Annotated in this window: 15 protein-coding genes; 13 read left to right on the top strand and 2 right to left on the bottom strand. The window is 57.8% G+C overall.

Features of this window, described 5'->3' with window-relative positions:
- The first annotated feature begins 1 nt into the window (after position 1).
- The 9 genes from GGE33_RS16455 (at position 2) to GGE33_RS16495 (ending at position 10,289) form a co-directional block, all read left to right on the top strand.
- Complete coding sequence (locus GGE33_RS16455) at positions 2–1,012, top strand: ABC transporter permease (RefSeq protein ID WP_183825110.1); 1,011 nt, start codon at positions 2–4, stop codon at positions 1,010–1,012.
- Positions 1,009–1,857: an ABC transporter permease gene (locus GGE33_RS16460; RefSeq protein WP_183825114.1), complete on the top strand. Its 849-nt coding sequence runs from the start codon at positions 1,009–1,011 to the stop codon at positions 1,855–1,857. The genes GGE33_RS16455 and GGE33_RS16460 overlap by 4 nt, the downstream gene beginning before the upstream one ends.
- Positions 1,836–3,560 carry a dipeptide ABC transporter ATP-binding protein gene (locus GGE33_RS16465; protein ID WP_183825117.1) on the top strand — a complete coding sequence of 575 codons (1,725 nt, stop codon included), beginning with the start codon at positions 1,836–1,838 and terminating at the stop codon, positions 3,558–3,560. Before GGE33_RS16460 ends, GGE33_RS16465 begins: the two co-directional genes overlap by 22 nt.
- Positions 3,557–4,645, top strand: coding sequence for an LLM class flavin-dependent oxidoreductase (locus GGE33_RS16470; protein ID WP_183825120.1), 1,089 nt, complete (start codon positions 3,557–3,559; stop codon positions 4,643–4,645). The genes GGE33_RS16465 and GGE33_RS16470 overlap by 4 nt, the downstream gene beginning before the upstream one ends.
- A gap of 152 nt (positions 4,646–4,797) precedes the next feature.
- A complete protein-coding gene (locus GGE33_RS16475; protein WP_183825123.1) occupies positions 4,798–5,901 on the top strand; it encodes an LLM class flavin-dependent oxidoreductase in 1,104 nt (367 codons plus the stop codon).
- A 110-nt stretch (positions 5,902–6,011) separates the two neighbouring features.
- Positions 6,012–7,193 (top strand): acyl-CoA dehydrogenase family protein, encoded by a 1,182-nt coding sequence (locus GGE33_RS16480; protein ID WP_183825126.1) that lies wholly within the window; start codon positions 6,012–6,014, stop codon positions 7,191–7,193.
- 62 nt (positions 7,194–7,255) lie between these two features.
- Positions 7,256–7,816 carry an FMN reductase gene (msuE, locus tag GGE33_RS16485; RefSeq protein WP_183825129.1) on the top strand — a complete coding sequence of 187 codons (561 nt, stop codon included), beginning with the start codon at positions 7,256–7,258 and terminating at the stop codon, positions 7,814–7,816.
- Between the two features lie 59 nt (positions 7,817–7,875).
- Positions 7,876–8,877: a C-terminal binding protein gene (locus GGE33_RS16490; RefSeq protein WP_183825133.1), complete on the top strand. Its 1,002-nt coding sequence runs from the start codon at positions 7,876–7,878 to the stop codon at positions 8,875–8,877.
- 194 nt (positions 8,878–9,071) lie between these two features.
- Positions 9,072–10,289: an SfnB family sulfur acquisition oxidoreductase gene (locus GGE33_RS16495; protein WP_183825137.1), complete on the top strand. Its 1,218-nt coding sequence runs from the start codon at positions 9,072–9,074 to the stop codon at positions 10,287–10,289.
- Positions 10,290–10,326: 37 nt separating this feature from the next.
- Here GGE33_RS16495 and GGE33_RS16500 read toward each other — a convergent pair whose 3' ends face one another.
- A complete protein-coding gene (locus GGE33_RS16500) occupies positions 10,327–10,941 on the bottom strand; it encodes an RBBP9/YdeN family alpha/beta hydrolase (protein ID WP_183825140.1) in 615 nt (204 codons plus the stop codon).
- 322 nt (positions 10,942–11,263) lie between these two features.
- On the opposite strand from GGE33_RS16500, the gene GGE33_RS16505 reads away from it, so the two are divergent.
- From GGE33_RS16505 to GGE33_RS16515, 3 genes are all read left to right on the top strand, one after another.
- A complete protein-coding gene (locus GGE33_RS16505; protein WP_183825144.1) occupies positions 11,264–11,452 on the top strand; it encodes a hypothetical protein in 189 nt (62 codons plus the stop codon).
- Positions 11,453–11,529: 77 nt separating this feature from the next.
- Positions 11,530–11,706, top strand: coding sequence for a hypothetical protein (locus GGE33_RS16510; protein WP_183825147.1), 177 nt, complete (start codon positions 11,530–11,532; stop codon positions 11,704–11,706).
- A 147-nt stretch (positions 11,707–11,853) separates the two neighbouring features.
- Positions 11,854–12,144, top strand: coding sequence for a hypothetical protein (locus tag GGE33_RS16515; RefSeq protein ID WP_148144585.1), 291 nt, complete (start codon positions 11,854–11,856; stop codon positions 12,142–12,144).
- Between the two features lie 269 nt (positions 12,145–12,413).
- On the opposite strand, the gene GGE33_RS16520 is transcribed toward GGE33_RS16515, so the two are convergent.
- Positions 12,414–13,193: an IclR family transcriptional regulator gene (locus GGE33_RS16520; protein ID WP_148144584.1), complete on the bottom strand. Its 780-nt coding sequence runs from the start codon at positions 13,191–13,193 to the stop codon at positions 12,414–12,416.
- Positions 13,194–13,756: 563 nt separating this feature from the next.
- Between GGE33_RS16520 and GGE33_RS16525 the strand changes: the two genes are divergently transcribed.
- The gene (locus GGE33_RS16525) at positions 13,757–14,680 is read left to right on the top strand and encodes a DUF6282 family protein (RefSeq protein WP_183825150.1); all 924 of its coding nucleotides are present in this window, start codon (positions 13,757–13,759) and stop codon (positions 14,678–14,680) included.
- Positions 14,681–14,712 lie beyond the last annotated feature (32 nt).

The following is a 14,712-nucleotide window of genomic DNA, read 5'->3' on the forward strand; positions in this document are numbered from 1 at the left end:
CATGAGCAATGCCTACCTAACCTATGCCGCAAAACGGCTCGGCCAGGCGGTCGTCGTCATCCTGCTGGCCTATGTTTTCACCTTCGTGGTCGTCAGCATTCTTCCCGGCGATCCGATCACCAGCGTTCTGCGCAACCCGCAGAACGGCTTCAGTGAAGAAGAAATCGCCGAGATCATCGCCGCACAGGGGCTGGACAAGCCGATCATCGTCCAGCTCTGGCATTCGCTGTCCGGCTTCCTGACAGGCGACCTCGGCATCTCGATGCGGTCCAACCGGCCCGTCTCGACGCTGATTGCCGAGGTCCTGCCCTCGACGCTCATTCTGGCATCGGCGGGTCTCGCCGTCGCGCTGGTCCTGGCCATGCTTGTTGCCTATGGCACCCGTTTTGTTCCCAAGCGATACGGGCAGGGCCTGCTGCGCGGGTTTCCCTCGCTGTTCCTGTCTGTACCGAATTTCGTCATCGGCCTGGTGTTGATCCACCTGTTCGGTTTCCAGCTGGGGCTGTTCCGGGTAATCAATCCGGATAGTTTCTGGGCAACCCTGTTTGCGGCAATCGCGCTCGGCATCCCGATTTCCGCACAGATCGCAGAAGTCCTCATCGCCAATCTCGATAAGGAGGCGGAGCAGGAATATGCCACCGTCGCCCGCAGCCGTGGCCTCGGTCAGGCACGTCTCTTCGTAAGCCACCTGCTGAAGCCGGCTTCGCTCCCCGTCGTCACCGTCATCGCCCTTACGATCGGTGAACTTCTCGGCGGTTCTCTGATTACAGAAACGGTATTCGGGCGAACCGGTATCGGCAGTCTCGTACAACGATCGGTCAGCACACAGGACCTGCCCGTCCTGCAGGCCATTGTCTCGCTCGGCGCCGTGATCTTCGTTCTCGTCAATCTCGCTGCGGACCTTCTCTACCCCCTCCTCGATCCGCGAGTGAAAATTCTGGGCGGGCGGAAACGCCAGCCGACCACTGCGGACGAGACATCGATCGGACCCACCAGAGTGGTGACGCCATGACCTTTGTCGCGAATTCCACACTTTCACGCGGAAGCCGAAGCGGCTGGGCAGAAGCACTTCGAATGCCGCCGATTGTTGCGCTCTCCTTCTTGATCACCGCGACCATCATTGCCTGGTCAATCGCGCCGCAGCTATTCACCACATACAGTCCGGTCGTCGGTGTTCCGGCAGACAAATTGCTTGGTCCCAGTGCCGCGCACTGGTTCGGCACAGATCACCTTGGGCGCGACCTTTACGCTCGCGTTGTCTACGGCACGGCCTCCTCGGTATCGAGCGCGCTGATTGCCGTAGTGATCGGCGTTCTGGCAGGTGGCCTGATCGGGCTGCTGGCAGGTTTCCTTGGCGGCTGGGTCGATGTCGTTCTGGCTCGTCTCGTCGATGTCCTGCTTTCCATCCCGAAATTCCTGCTCGCCGTCATCGTCGTCACCGCGATCGGCTTCGAGACGATCAATGCTGCAATAGCGACGGGCGTATCGGCTGTGGCGATCTTTGCACGCGTCACCCGCGCAGAGGTCATCAAGACCAGACAGGCGACATTTGTCGAGGCCGCGTTCCTGTCCGGCGGTTCGCGCTGGTACATCCTCTGGCGGCATATCCTGCCGAATGCTTCGCGCTCGGTGCTGCCGCTTGCGGTGCTGCAGTTCGGCGAATCCATTCTGGTCATCGCCAGCCTTGCCTTCCTTGGATACGGCGACCCGCCGCCTGCCTCAGACTGGGGCCTGCTGATCTCGATCGGCAAGGATTACCTCAAATGGCCGTGGCTCGTTTATGCGCCCGCCTTCATCACGATCGTAACCGTCCTCTCAGTGAACAGGATCAGCCGATGGCTTCGCAAGACAGACTGAGCGCCGCTCTCATTCACGCAATTACGGTCGCTCCGGCGCCGCAACCCGTCACCCCTCTGCTGCGTGTGGACAATCTGTCGGTGTCCTATGGACGGCAGGATGTCGTGCACGATGTTGGGTTCGAACTCGGACGTGGCAAAAGCCTCGCCCTGATCGGCGAATCCGGCTCGGGAAAATCGACGATTGCCCGCGCCATTCTGCGGTTGTTGCCGAGCGGTGCGACAGCCTCCGGCGCCGTTCGGTTTGGCGGAGACAACCTGCTGGCCCTTCCCGAACGCCGTTTCCGACCTCTGCGCGGACGCCAGATCGGCTTTGTCCCTCAGGATCCCGGCAATGCGCTCAACCCGGTGCGTACGATCGGCGCACAGGCGATGGAAGCGGCAGAGCTGACGGACGAGCCGAATGCGGCAATCCGCAAGGCTCTCATCCTCGAAACCTTTGCGCAGGTTGGGCTCGACAATCCTCAGCGGGTTTTCTCTTCCTACCCTCACCAGCTCTCCGGTGGCATGCTGCAACGTGTGCTGATCGGGCTCGCTGTTCTGCCTCGGCCGGCGCTTCTGGTTGCCGACGAGCCGACATCCGCGCTCGATGTAACCATCCAGAAGCGGATTCTCGATCTTCTCTCCCGGTTGCAGCATGATCTGAATATCAGCCTGCTGCTCATCACCCATGATCTCGCCATCGCTTCCGAGAGAACGGACAGTCTCGTCGTGCTGAAAAATGGTGTGGTGCAGGAAGCCGGAAAGACGTCCTCGGTATTTTCCTCACCGGCCTCTGCCTATGCGCGGAAATTGCATGCCGATGTACCGGCTCTCAATCCGGACCGGTACGCGAGGCTAAGGGAGACGGGCTTGCGTTTGCGCAGTGCCGACGAGGCTCCGAAGATCGAGGTCAACGCGGTAAGAAAGAGCTTTACGGTCGACGGCAGGACACTGACAGCTGTCAACGATATCTCTTTTGCCGTCGCTCCCGGTACAACTCATGCACTGGTCGGAGAGTCGGGTTCCGGAAAGACGACAACCATCCGGCTGTTGCTCGGGCTTGAAGAGCCGGACGCGGGCGAGATCTCAGTTGCTGGTGAAAGACTGTCCGGCCGCTCGCACGCATCATTGCGTGCCGTATGGCGGCACCTCCAGCTCGTCTACCAGAACCCCTTCACCTCACTCGATCCGACCTGGACCGTCGAGCATCTGGTGGGCGAACCTCTGGACCGTTTCAAAGTTGGAACACCGAAAGAGCGTGCAGAACGGGTACGCGAGGCGCTCGCCAATGTCGGCTTGGCTGAACACCTGCTTACCCGCAAGCCGGGTGCACTTTCAGGCGGGCAAAGGCAGCGTGTGGCGATCGCAAGAGCGCTCGTCCTCAAACCCGATGTGATTGTTCTCGATGAACCGACATCGGCACTCGATGTCAGTGTCCAGGCGGATATCGTCGAGGTTCTTCTGTCGCTGCAGGCCAAGCTGGGCCTGACCTATGTCTTCGTCTCGCATGACCTCGCGCTTGTCCGCCAGCTCGCACATACCGTCTCCGTTATGCAGCGAGGCAGCATCGTCGAACATGGCAGCGTCGCGGATATTTTTGGCAATCCGCAGCATCCCTACACCGCGACCCTCCTGGAATCGATCCCGGCGGGCATTACCAATCCGGCCAACACCACCCAGCCGAAACCTCGGGAAGTCTTTAGAAAGGAACAGATCGCATGACCATCGCCGTTCCGGCCAAAAGCCTACCCGGCTCATTCCGCCCCAAGCAGCGGCTCGGTTTCAACACACGCGTGTCATTCAATGACGATGCTGGACCAGCTCAAGGGCTGCGCGACGGACTGGAGCTGTTCAGACAGGCCGAGCAACTCGGTTACCAGTCGGGTTGGGCCTATCAGCGTCATTTCGATCATTACCTGTCCTCACCGCTTCCATTTTTCGCAGCCGTCGGCCAGCATACGCGGCATATCACGCTCGGATCAGCCGTCATCCCGATGCGTTATCAGGATCCCATCCTTCTCGCAGAAGCTGCCAGTACGACGGACCTTCTGATCGGCGGCCGGCTTGAGCTTGCCATCTCGACGGGGTCCAATGGGGCTTTCGATGCTGTCTTCGGCACCGTCGATACCGACGCCCGCACGGAGGCCAAACGCCGCCAGGCACGTTTCCTCTCGGCTGTTTCCGGCGAAATCCTGCATACCGTCACCGAGCCGGTTCAGGGAGCGCCGTTGGGAGCTGAGCTACGGGTCACCCCACATAGCCCGACCCTGCGCAGCCGTATCCGGCAGGGTTCAGCCAGCCTCAGCTCAGCGATCCAGGCTGCCGAACTCGGTATCGGACTGATTTCCGGGACCGTGCTGCACGATCAGTCCGAAGGCGAGACCTTCGGCGACTATCAGGCTCGAATCATCGAAGCCTACCGCACGACCTGGCGCAAGCTCTGGGCAACCGAGCCACCGCCGGTAGCCGTCGCCGCCTCTGTTCTTGTTGGCACAACAGCCGAGCTTCGCGACAAATATGCCGCGTATGATCTGGATCGTCGGACCAATGGCATTGCCGCATCACGTCCCAATGGCGCGCTCGCACCCGCCAGCCAGCCGGTCGGAGCACTCATATCTCCCGTTTTCCAGGGAACGCCCGATCAGGTGATCGAATCTGTCTTTAACGATCCAGGTCTCCGCGCAGCTGACGAGCTGGTCCTCTTTTTGCCACCAGCCTTCGGGCTCACCGAAAACATCCGGCTATTGAGCGACCTTGCCCAAACCGTCGCCCCGGCATTCGGCTGGTCGCCCGCCCTGCAGCACTAAGAACGGTCAGGGTCGCGGTAACACCGTCTAAAGCATCATCAACCGCAGAGAATATTTTCTACATACTCCATAGAAAAAGAACGACCTGTCTTCCTCATCCATCTGCCGCTGCTTAACCTTTGCGCATCGGCTGCCAAACTTAAGGAGCTCACATGACCGCGGAATTTATCAGCGTAAGCTTTCCCAATGCGTCGAATGATCTGCACCCCATTCCCGACGCTCCTGTGGATCCACGGTTCCTCGAACGCTACTCTCGTTCGCTGGATGATTACGGCTTCAACTATACGCTGATCCCCTATTCCTCGTCGTCATTCGATCCCTTCACGCTGGGCGCAACGGTGCTGGCACATACCAAGCAAATCAAGATCATCGTGGCGCTGCGGCCAAACACCGTCTATCCGACCGTTGCGGCAAAATCGCTCGCTACGCTCGACCAGCTGAGCGGCGGTCGCGTCGTCGTCCACTTCATCGCCGGCGGCAGCGATGAGGAGCAGGCGCGCGAGGGTGACTTCCTCAACAAGGAAGAGCGCTACGAGCGGCAGGAAGAGTATATCCGCATCCTGCGCCTCGCCTGGACATCGAAGGAACCCTTCGATTTCGACGGGAAATATTACCAGTTCAAGCAGTTTCGCAGTGCCGTGCGCCCGACCAACGGGCTGATCCCGATCTCGCTGGGCGGTTCGTCCGACGCGGCTTATCGCATCGGCGGCTCCCTCTGCGATATCTTCGGCCTTTGGGGCGAGCCGCTTGCCGAAACAAAACAGCAGATCGAACGGATCTATGCGGAAGCGGCAAAGGCCGGCCGGACAGATCGCCCGCGCATCTGGGTCACCTTCCGTCCCATCGTCGCCGAAACCGACGAGCTTGCGTGGCAAAAGGCGCACAGGGTTCTCGACCAGTTGACCGAGAACCGCCAGAAGGGTCTCCATCGTGCTCCGGTAAACGCTCCGCCGCCGGCCAATGTCGGCTCGCAGCGACTACTGGAAATCGCCAAGCGTGGCGACGTGCATGACCGCGCCCTCTGGTATCCGACAGTCACCGCGACCAATGCCAGCGGCGCGACCACGGCACTCGTCGGTTCACCACGTACGATCGCGGACTCGATCCTCGATTATATCGATCTCGGCGCCGATCTGATCTCGATCCGCGGCTACGACAATTACAACGATGCCGTTGATTACGGACGCTACGTGCTTCCGCTCGTGCGCGAAGGCATTCGCGAGCGGGAAGAGGCCAAGCGCAAGACGGCCGCGTAAACCTGGAAGGTCCGTCGCCTTGCCGGATCTTCACCCACTTCAGGTAAAACAGCGAACTCAATCGCTTCTTCGGGGAGATATTCCCTGCAATCCGGAAAGCCCAGAACTGCATGTCCTATGATCCAACTCTCCTAGATGCTACGGCACGCATCCTTGCAGAAGCCGCACCCGATGCGGATCAGACCGGCCAGTTCCCCTGGGTCGGTATCCGTGCCGTTCATGAGGCGGGTTTGCTGGAAAGCACTGTGGCCAGCCGTTATGGTGGTGAAGGATCAACGCTGAGTGATGCCGCGCATATTCTGGCAGCACTTGGTCGTGGCGATCCTTCGGTGGCACTCATCAGCGCCATGACGATCTTTAACCATCTCGGCCAGGCGACAAAGAACCATTGGCCGGATGACCTCTATGGGCGACTGCTGGAAGAGGCCAAACAACGCCCCTTGCTGCTTAACGCAGCTCGCGTAGAGCCTGAACTCGGTTCGCCAGCACGCGGCGGCCTACCTGCAACGATCGCGCGCCGCACGGCAAACGGATGGTCGATCTCCGGCCGAAAACGTTTCGTGACGGGTGCCCATGGCCTGACGCATTTTCTCGTCTGGGCACATACGGACGAACTGCCGGCGCGCGTCGGAACCTTCGTCGTGCCAAACGGCCTTCCGGGTATTGAGGTCATCGAGAACTGGAAAAGCCTCGGCATGCGAGCGACCGGGTCCCATGACGTCGGATACACGGATGTTGAAATTCCGGCAGAAAACGCGCTGGACCTGGTTGATCCTTCTATCGCCCAACAGGATAACCGAGCTCATGCTGCGATCAATCTGGCATTGACTGCTATCTATCTCGGCGCAGCCGAAGCGGCCCAAGCTGTCTTCATCCAGTTCGCGCATGAACGCATACCGGCCAACCTCGGCCATCCCATCGCTCGGACAGAGCGGTTCGTCACGCTCTCAGGGGAAATTGATCTGGCCATTTCAGGCGCTCGCCAGATCATATTCGGCACGCTGAATCACAATAGTGACGACGCGGAGGCACTGATAAGGGCAAGACTACTTGCCGGCCGGCAGATCCGGGACGCTGTCGAGATTGCAGTACGCGGCATCGGCAATCCAGGCCTGAGCTCGGACTTGGGCCTTGAACGTCATTTCCGGGATATCCAATCCGTACTGGTCCACGCGCCGCAGGAGGATACTACCGTCTCCATCCTTGGACGCGCCGCTTTCGATAAATGGAAAAGAAGCGATGCCGGCCGGTCCGACGATGTGACCAATGTTGCGATCCTCAAGACCGCCTGAGCAAGCGAGAGAAACCTCACTGACGGCTAACAGCTGTGACCGCATTTCTGAAAGGGATTTGAATGAGTAACAATCTTATTGTCGGCTTCTCGGGCAACATCTCACGCCCTTCAGGTACGCGACGTTTCGTGGAGAATGTGACGGAAGCGTTGGCGGCGCAAGCCGGTTTGCAGCAAGTGGTCTTCGATGTGGAGGACCTCGGCCCATCGCTGGCGACCGCCAGATCGGTCACGGATCTAGATCCAGCCGCCCGCAAGGTGATCAGGACGATTATCGAGGCAGAAGCCCTCGTCATCGGTTCGCCGACCTATAAGGGAAGTTACACCGGTCTCTTCAAGCATGTGATCGACCTGCTGGATCCTTCCGACCTGCGCGGCAAGCCAATCGTTCTCACGGCAACGGGTGGCGGGGACCGGCACTCGCTTGTGGTCGAACATCAGTTGCGACCGCTCTTTGCCTTCTTCGAAGCCTTTGTCACACCGACTGCGATCTACGCTTCGGGCCGTGATTTCGTCGAAGGTGCTCCCTCACCGGCCATCCTCGGTCGCGTGAACCAGGCGCTTGCCGAAGCGTCTTTGCTGATCAGCGCTCGTTCGATCTCTGCGGCGATTGCAGCCGAATAGGCCACGGTTTCGCTGGCCTCGGATCCGGAAGATAAGCCAGCGGCATAGGGACAGACGGGATGACAGCCAGAAAATATGTGGTCGGGATTACCGATCACATGATCGGCCGGCCCGATCTCGAAGCGGAAGTGCTTGGTGATGACGTCGAGATCGACTTCTTCGCCAGCACGGACGAGACGTCGTTTGACCCCGGTCGTCTGGCCAGGCTTGATGCGCTGATGGTATGGGGCGCGCGGCTTGGACCCAAGACCATAAACCACCTGACCCGCTGCAAGGGCGTAGTTCGTTACGGCGTCGGTTACGAAAAGATCGATCTTGCGGCCCTTGCCGCTGCTGGCATCCCCTTTGCCAATAATCCCGACTATGGGACAGAGGAAGTTGCCGATCATGCGCTTGCGATGATCCTTTCCCTGCATCGGCGTCTCTGGGAACATGACGAACGCGCCCGAGGATATAGCTCCGGGTGGCAAATCCACAGTTTGAAGCCGCTTTCCCGCTCGAACCGTGCTACGGTCGGGGTCATTGGCGTCGGCAGAATCGGAACGGCAGTCATCAACAGATTGAAGCCTTTCGGATTTCGCATCCTTGGTTACGATCCCGGCCAGCCACCCGGGCACGAGAAAGCCATCGGTTATCAACGGGCCGAGCGACTGGATGACGTTTTCTCCCAGTCGGATATCGTCACCCTTCATTGCCCGGCAACAGTGCAGACACGCGGCATTCTGAATGCTGAAGGCCTCGCCCGGTTGAAACACGGCACGATTGTCGTCAACACTGCACGAGGGGAATTGATCGAAGATCTCGATGCGCTTGAAGCAGCGCTTCGGAGCGGGCAGGTCGCAGCGGCAGCAATAGACACGTTACTGCATGAACCGCCGGGAAATCACCCTCTGTTGGAAGCATGGCGCAACCGTGAGGATTGGCTCGCAGGCCGCCTGGTCATCACGCCGCACAATGCATTCTACTCCGATCACGCAGCCATAGAGATGCGCACGAATGCAGCGAAAACGGTAAAGCTGTTGTTCGATGAGGGCAGGCTTCGCAACAGAGTGACGGAGTGACCTCGCCGGAGCGGGGTTCGCAAAACTCAGCGCGGCTTCGTACAAGCGACCGCAAGGAGGTTTGCATGGCTGATAAACTTCCTGGTGCAGTACTGAGAGAAAAAAACGCTCCGCTAGTCACGTTATTTAATGCTTTGTTCCTTCTATCGCGATGAGGACCATGGCTGAATATCGCCCTTGTGCAGGAGGGTGCGATGAGCAAGGTCATCAACTTGGCAGGAACGCTCAGGGCCGTTTCCCCTTATATCAGAACAGAAGATGAAGCGATTGAGGCTGCAAAAGCCCTAGCGAATGAAATTCGCAGCGGCGCCAGCCGTCGTGACCGGCAACGTATCCTACCCCATCACGAACTGGAGCGTGTCGCTCAATCCGGCATTCTGGGCATCACGGTTCCGGCTGAATATGGCGGAGCCGATATCTCGAACCCGTTTCTGGCCGAAGTGCTGGCGATCCTGTCCGAGGCGGACAGTTCCATCGGTCAGATCCCTCAGAGCCATTTCCAAATCCTTGAGATACTCCGCCTTGCCGGTACAGAAGAGCAGAAGCGGTATTTCTTCATCAGGGCATTGGCAGGCGATCACTTTGCCAACGCCCTTGCCGAAAGAAATACCGAGGCGGCAGGACTGATAACCACCCGCCTCGTGCCGGACGGGATCGGTTATCGTATTTCCGGCCAGAAATATTACTCCACCGGCGCCTTGTTTGCCGACTGGATTGCCGTCTTCGCGCAGGACGATCGTGAGCATCTTGTCATGGCGATAGTCCCTCGCGACACCGAGGGGCTGACGATCATCGATGATTGGGCAGGCTTCGGCCAAAGGACGACGGCAAGTGGCTCCGTGATCATCGACAACATGTATGTATCGGCAGATTCCGTAATCGCTCACGACAGGGCTCTCGAACAACCGGCAACGCTGGGATCGCTTGGCCAGTTGCTGCACGCAGCCGTCGATCTTGGCATTGCCCGTGCGGCCTTTGCCGACATGATCGATTTCGTCCAGACCAGATCACGGGGCAATCGAAATCTCGACATCGAAAGCACGAGTACCGACCCTCTGGCGATCGCAAAAACGGGATCGATCGCCGTCAAGATCGAAGCGGCGGCAGCAATGATCGAGCGCGCTGGCCGAAAAGTGGACGTAGCCCAGGTATCTCCGTCTGCATCCGCAGCCTCGGATGCCTCTCTGGCCGTGGCAACTGCCAAAATCCTGACGACCGAAGCCGCGCTCGAGGCCGCCAACGCGCTTTTCGAGCTTGCAGGAACGGCCGCGACAGGCGAGGATTTCAATCTCGATCGCCACTGGCGAAATGCACGAACCCACACGGTTCATGATCCGGTACGCTGGAAATATCACGCCATCGGCGACTTTCACCTCAATGGCAGGCTTCCCAGGCCGAATGGCCAATTCTGATCAGGCGATCGCCGGATGCTGGAAGCAGGCATACCAGTTATCTATAGCTTCGGCCTAGAGCGGCGACGAGCTGTCCAGATGGCGACGCGGTGGGGGATGCCCACTGCTCTGTCAATAAAGAACGCCGCACCAGCCGCTCGAAGAATTCATATCCTTCAGGCCAGCGCCCAAAACCGCTTGCAACATTGATGTGGCCGGAAAACCCGATCGTCACGAGATCGCTTCCCCAGGCTTTCACATGACGTTCCAACTGCGGGACACTCATGTAGGGATCGTTGAGGCTACCGACAACGAGACTTGGAAAGGGAAGACGCTCGAGCGGTTCGGCACCAAATTCAATCATACAGGGATGCATCTGCAGGGTTGTTTCCAGCGAACAAGGAGCGACCAGTAGCGCGCCGCGGATAAGGCCTGCCCCACGGCGGCTGGCATAGCTTGCTGCAAGGAGGCAACCGAGGCTGTGTGCAACGATAAAGGCGCCATCGGTGTTCGACAGCGCCTCATCGAGCTTCGCCTGCCAGTGCGCAAGAACCGGACAGGTCCAGTTCTCCTGTTCCACGACCGACGAGGATACTTGCTCGCGTACCCAGTGTCGCTGCCAATGCTCATCGGAAGAGCCATTCAAACCCGGAATGACAAGCGTCTGGATCATAACCGCCTCATTACGTTTCTAACGCTTCTAGAAGATAGGCGGGCGGTCACGTTGCGTCGGCGAAAGCTCATCCAAAATCTACCAGAAAGATAGATTAATTTGCCTCGTTGCGCGCAACACGATCCGGTAATTTGCAGAAATCGAATACAGAACGAATGGAAGTCGGACATGAAAAACTTCATCACTGCAGGCCAAGCCAAAACCAGCCAGTTTGTGGGTTCGTCCGTTTCCCGATGCCACCTTCACTCGCGAATGCAGATGTGTATTGCGCCCATTACGGCCGAGAACATTGAGGAAAGATTGCGAGATTGGAGTGAAGGACATGCAGAAGCAAGTCGTTGAGCATGGTGGGTTGCCGGTCGGTATAGCCATTCCGGATAGCGGGAAGCTGCGTTTTATAGCTGTGAAGTTTCATGTCATCGATCTCGATGATCAGCGTTTTGCAACGCTTGGCGAATTGAGGGCCGCGATCAGCGACCATCTCAGATCCCCGAGACCGATTGCTGCCTGACGACGACAGACCAAGTGCCAAAACTGGTCGTCGGCGTCACGCCCGCGCTCGACAAACTCGTTTTCCCAGAGAGATCCATGAAAGACATTCTGAAAGTAACCGGCAACCGGACATTGACGGTTGGTGCAGCCCTCATCGTTGCAAGCTTGGTCCTGCGCAATTTCGACACCGGAATACCCAGCTGCCTTGTCGCTGTCAGCCTGGCAGCTGGTCTCGTCTCGGTTATTTTTGCTGCTGGCCGGATGAGCGATTAGTACGCCCGGCACATCCGTTCATCTGAGCTCTTGCACGACGAGAACGGCGACGCGTCGAGCCGTCCGAGCTTGAGGCGACAACGCAAAAACCTTGCTCAGCTATGGATAGGCTGGCGGTAACCTGGAGGTAGACGGGAAAAGAGGTTCGTGAACGATCTTGACGAACCCACCTCCCCGACCCACATCCCCGGCGATCAGGACAAGATGCATAGCATGACAACATTTCTAGAAAAGACGTTCGGCCCGACCGAGCTTGCCATTGTTGAGGCTGCTTTCAGCGAATGGGTTGATCAAGCAAAAGTTGAAAAACAAAGTCCTGAGGCAGAGTTGGCAGCGGCGATCGTCATCAACCTGTTTCGCGAGGGAAACGACACGATTCCCGCAATGCGAAAAGCAATTTCCGCTCATCGCGGCTTGATCGACCTGCGTTGCTCTTAATAGCTCAGCGGATTTGGCTGCAGGGAGATACGGCTCTCTCTTACGGTTTGCCGGAATTTGAACGCTATGCGCCGACAGGTCGCCTCATGCTTAAATTTTGGCGGAGATATGATCCGTACCGGCGAAACAGCATCCCTCGCTTATTGTGAGCGGGCACGCCATCCTTGAGAAAGCACCGGGCCTGGACCGCCTTGAATTGTTCACCCGTGGGTGTTCGCGAAATCATGACCACCCGGCTTCACATCGGTGATGCCGAGCCAAGCAATCTGTTACCCCGAATACCCCAGAAGCCGCGAAATTCGCACAGCGGTGCTCTTCGTCTTTTCAATATGTTCTTCTGATGGAACCTCGCCGAGGAACTGGATCATGTCAACGATGCCCACAGCGCCACAGACCATGCCGGCTGCGTTGAATATCGGGCTGGCGAGCGTGTTCAAACCGAGAGCGGCCTGATTGGGCGCGACAGCCCAGCCCTGCCGCCGGATGATTTCGTATTCTTGCGCCAGCACGGTCGGCGAAACGATTGTCTCAGGGGTGAAAAGCTCAAGCCGGTTTCGCAACACGCGCGCCTGGAAAGCCTGCGAGGAAAAGGCAGTTGCGACTTTGCCCTGAGCAGAACCGTGAAACGAGAGGATCGATCCGACCCGAACGCCGATTTCGATCGAAGCCCGTCCGGGAACAGTCGCGATGACAAGCATGCCTTCCGGCGTTAGCTGCGATGCGACAGCAGAGTGGCCCAGTGCATCCCGAAGATCGAGAAGTGGATCGTTGGAGGCGCGAATAAGACCCATATTGTCAAAAACGGATTGGCCGAGAGATAGCAGCTTGGAGCCTAATTCATATCGTTCGGAATCATCCTGCTGAAATACATATCCCTGCTGAACAAGCGTCTGCAGATGGCGGTGGATACGGCTTTTGCTTGTCCCTAGTGTATTGGCGAGGCTGGTCACACCTACGCCCTTGGGAGTGCGGACAACCTGCTCGATAATATTCATCGTAAGGATGACGGACTGGAGGCCATCTGAATTTTTGTCTTCAGTATCAGTCATCTGCCGTTGCACCTTTAAAACTCATCCAAACGTCCATAAAATAATCGGAGCGGCTTTGTGCTTCCGAAGCATGCTAAATCCAGGCATCCGAGATTTCTGGTCAAGTCTGAAACAATAGCAGCCTGCCATTTTTTCATTCCGGAACGCTCTGCTGGAGCGTCTTTCAGAAAATTCATTCCCTCCCAAGACGCCGCAAAACACTCGTGCGCAATTTCGTCCACGGGCGTAACCGCTCATTCGCGAACATAAATTGGTAAGAACAAAGTTCTGAGAAATCAAGGTATTTGGCTTTCCGCTTGCGAAACAGCAAGCCTTCTATCGGCGTTTAAATCCCAGAAATACTGACAGCCGCGTCCGTTTGACGCGCAAGCCGTCCCCAATCAACCGCTTGACGAATGATCGCGGAAAGCAAATAAATCAGAACAACGTTTCTTTCAGCGGAACAAAAGAATGCGGTGCCGTGATTGATGGAATGGCATCCCTCTTCTGGAGGTCCGTCTTGGAATAACGGAAATCAAGCTGGTGACGTGAAGATGCCGCCAGAGGAGAATGGAGGAATATAAATGGCTGAAATTGCCTCAAGGACCTCGGAACTTGACGCCCGTGTCGATGAGATATTGCGCGGGGGCGTCGACCCGCATGTTCACAGCGGCCCATCGATCGCAGCTCGGGCTGTCGATCATCTGGAACTGGCTAGACAACTCTCGGATGCGGGCTTCATTGCGGCCGTCACCAAGGATCACGACTACTCCGGCGTCGTGCCAACGGAGATGATCCGCAAGCATCACCCCGAACTTTCGACAAAGGTTTATTCAGGCATCGTACTGAATAACGTGGTGGGTGGCTTCAATCCTTATGCGGTCGAGCACACCGCTGCCATGGGCGGGAAAATTGTCTGGTTGCCGACACTTGCCGCCGAAAACCATCTTAAATGGGAAAAATCATCGGGCTGGGTTCACCCTGCATCGACGCAGAAAATCCGCCCTGCGACCGCGGTTCCGCTTTTCGACGGCGACGGCAAGCTTCTCGAACCAGTGCTTGATGTTCTCGATGTCGTTGCAGCAACTGGCATGGCCTTAGCCAGCGGCCACATCCACGTCTCAGAGACAAAGGTGATATTCGCGGAGGCTATAAAGCGGGGCGTAGAACACCTCATATTCACTCATCCGGAAGACATCGTCGGCGCCTCCCTGGAAGACGCCCGCGAACTCGCCGGAATGGGGGCCTATGTCGAGCATTCGCTCGCCTTCTTCCTGAACGGTTCGAAGTTCCAGACGCGCAAGGAAGAAGAGCTTAAGGCTCATATCGACATCGTTGGCGTAGATCGGACAATCTTGTGTTCAGATCTCGGACAAGTCGGCACATTCACACCGATTGAAGGTTTCCGAAATGGCGTTCTCGCCTGCATCAAGCTTGGCTACTCCGACAGCCAGATCCACGAAATGGTGGCGACCAATGCGGCGAATGTCCTCGGCCTCACCGGCTGACCATTTGATACTTGCTATCAAGCCAAAAGGTT

The sequence above is a fragment of the Aliirhizobium cellulosilyticum genome, assembly GCF_014198105.1.
GTDB lineage: Bacteria > Pseudomonadota > Alphaproteobacteria > Rhizobiales > Rhizobiaceae > Neorhizobium > Neorhizobium cellulosilyticum.

What these genes read in the sequence shown, in the direction of transcription:
- GGE33_RS16510 (WP_183825147.1), top strand. Translation starts at nt 11,530, where the DNA reads ATGAAAGACATTCTGAAAGTAACCGGCAACCGGACATTGACGGTTGGT.
- GGE33_RS16475 (WP_183825123.1), top strand. Translation starts at nt 4,798, where the DNA reads ATGACCGCGGAATTTATCAGCGTAAGCTTTCCCAATGCGTCGAATGAT.
- GGE33_RS16455 (WP_183825110.1), top strand. Translation starts at nt 2, where the DNA reads ATGAGCAATGCCTACCTAACCTATGCCGCAAAACGGCTCGGCCAGGCG.
- GGE33_RS16465 (WP_183825117.1), top strand. Translation starts at nt 1,836, where the DNA reads ATGGCTTCGCAAGACAGACTGAGCGCCGCTCTCATTCACGCAATTACG.
- GGE33_RS16525 (WP_183825150.1), top strand. Translation starts at nt 13,757, where the DNA reads ATGGCTGAAATTGCCTCAAGGACCTCGGAACTTGACGCCCGTGTCGAT.
- GGE33_RS16460 (WP_183825114.1), top strand. Translation starts at nt 1,009, where the DNA reads ATGACCTTTGTCGCGAATTCCACACTTTCACGCGGAAGCCGAAGCGGC.
- GGE33_RS16470 (WP_183825120.1), top strand. Translation starts at nt 3,557, where the DNA reads ATGACCATCGCCGTTCCGGCCAAAAGCCTACCCGGCTCATTCCGCCCC.
- GGE33_RS16500 (WP_183825140.1), bottom strand. Translation starts at nt 10,941, where the DNA reads ATGATCCAGACGCTTGTCATTCCGGGTTTGAATGGCTCTTCCGATGAG.
- msuE (WP_183825129.1), top strand. Translation starts at nt 7,256, where the DNA reads ATGAGTAACAATCTTATTGTCGGCTTCTCGGGCAACATCTCACGCCCT.
- GGE33_RS16520 (WP_148144584.1), bottom strand. Translation starts at nt 13,193, where the DNA reads ATGACTGATACTGAAGACAAAAATTCAGATGGCCTCCAGTCCGTCATC.
- GGE33_RS16480 (WP_183825126.1), top strand. Translation starts at nt 6,012, where the DNA reads ATGTCCTATGATCCAACTCTCCTAGATGCTACGGCACGCATCCTTGCA.
- GGE33_RS16495 (WP_183825137.1), top strand. Translation starts at nt 9,072, where the DNA reads ATGAGCAAGGTCATCAACTTGGCAGGAACGCTCAGGGCCGTTTCCCCT.
- GGE33_RS16505 (WP_183825144.1), top strand. Translation starts at nt 11,264, where the DNA reads ATGCAGAAGCAAGTCGTTGAGCATGGTGGGTTGCCGGTCGGTATAGCC.
- GGE33_RS16490 (WP_183825133.1), top strand. Translation starts at nt 7,876, where the DNA reads ATGACAGCCAGAAAATATGTGGTCGGGATTACCGATCACATGATCGGC.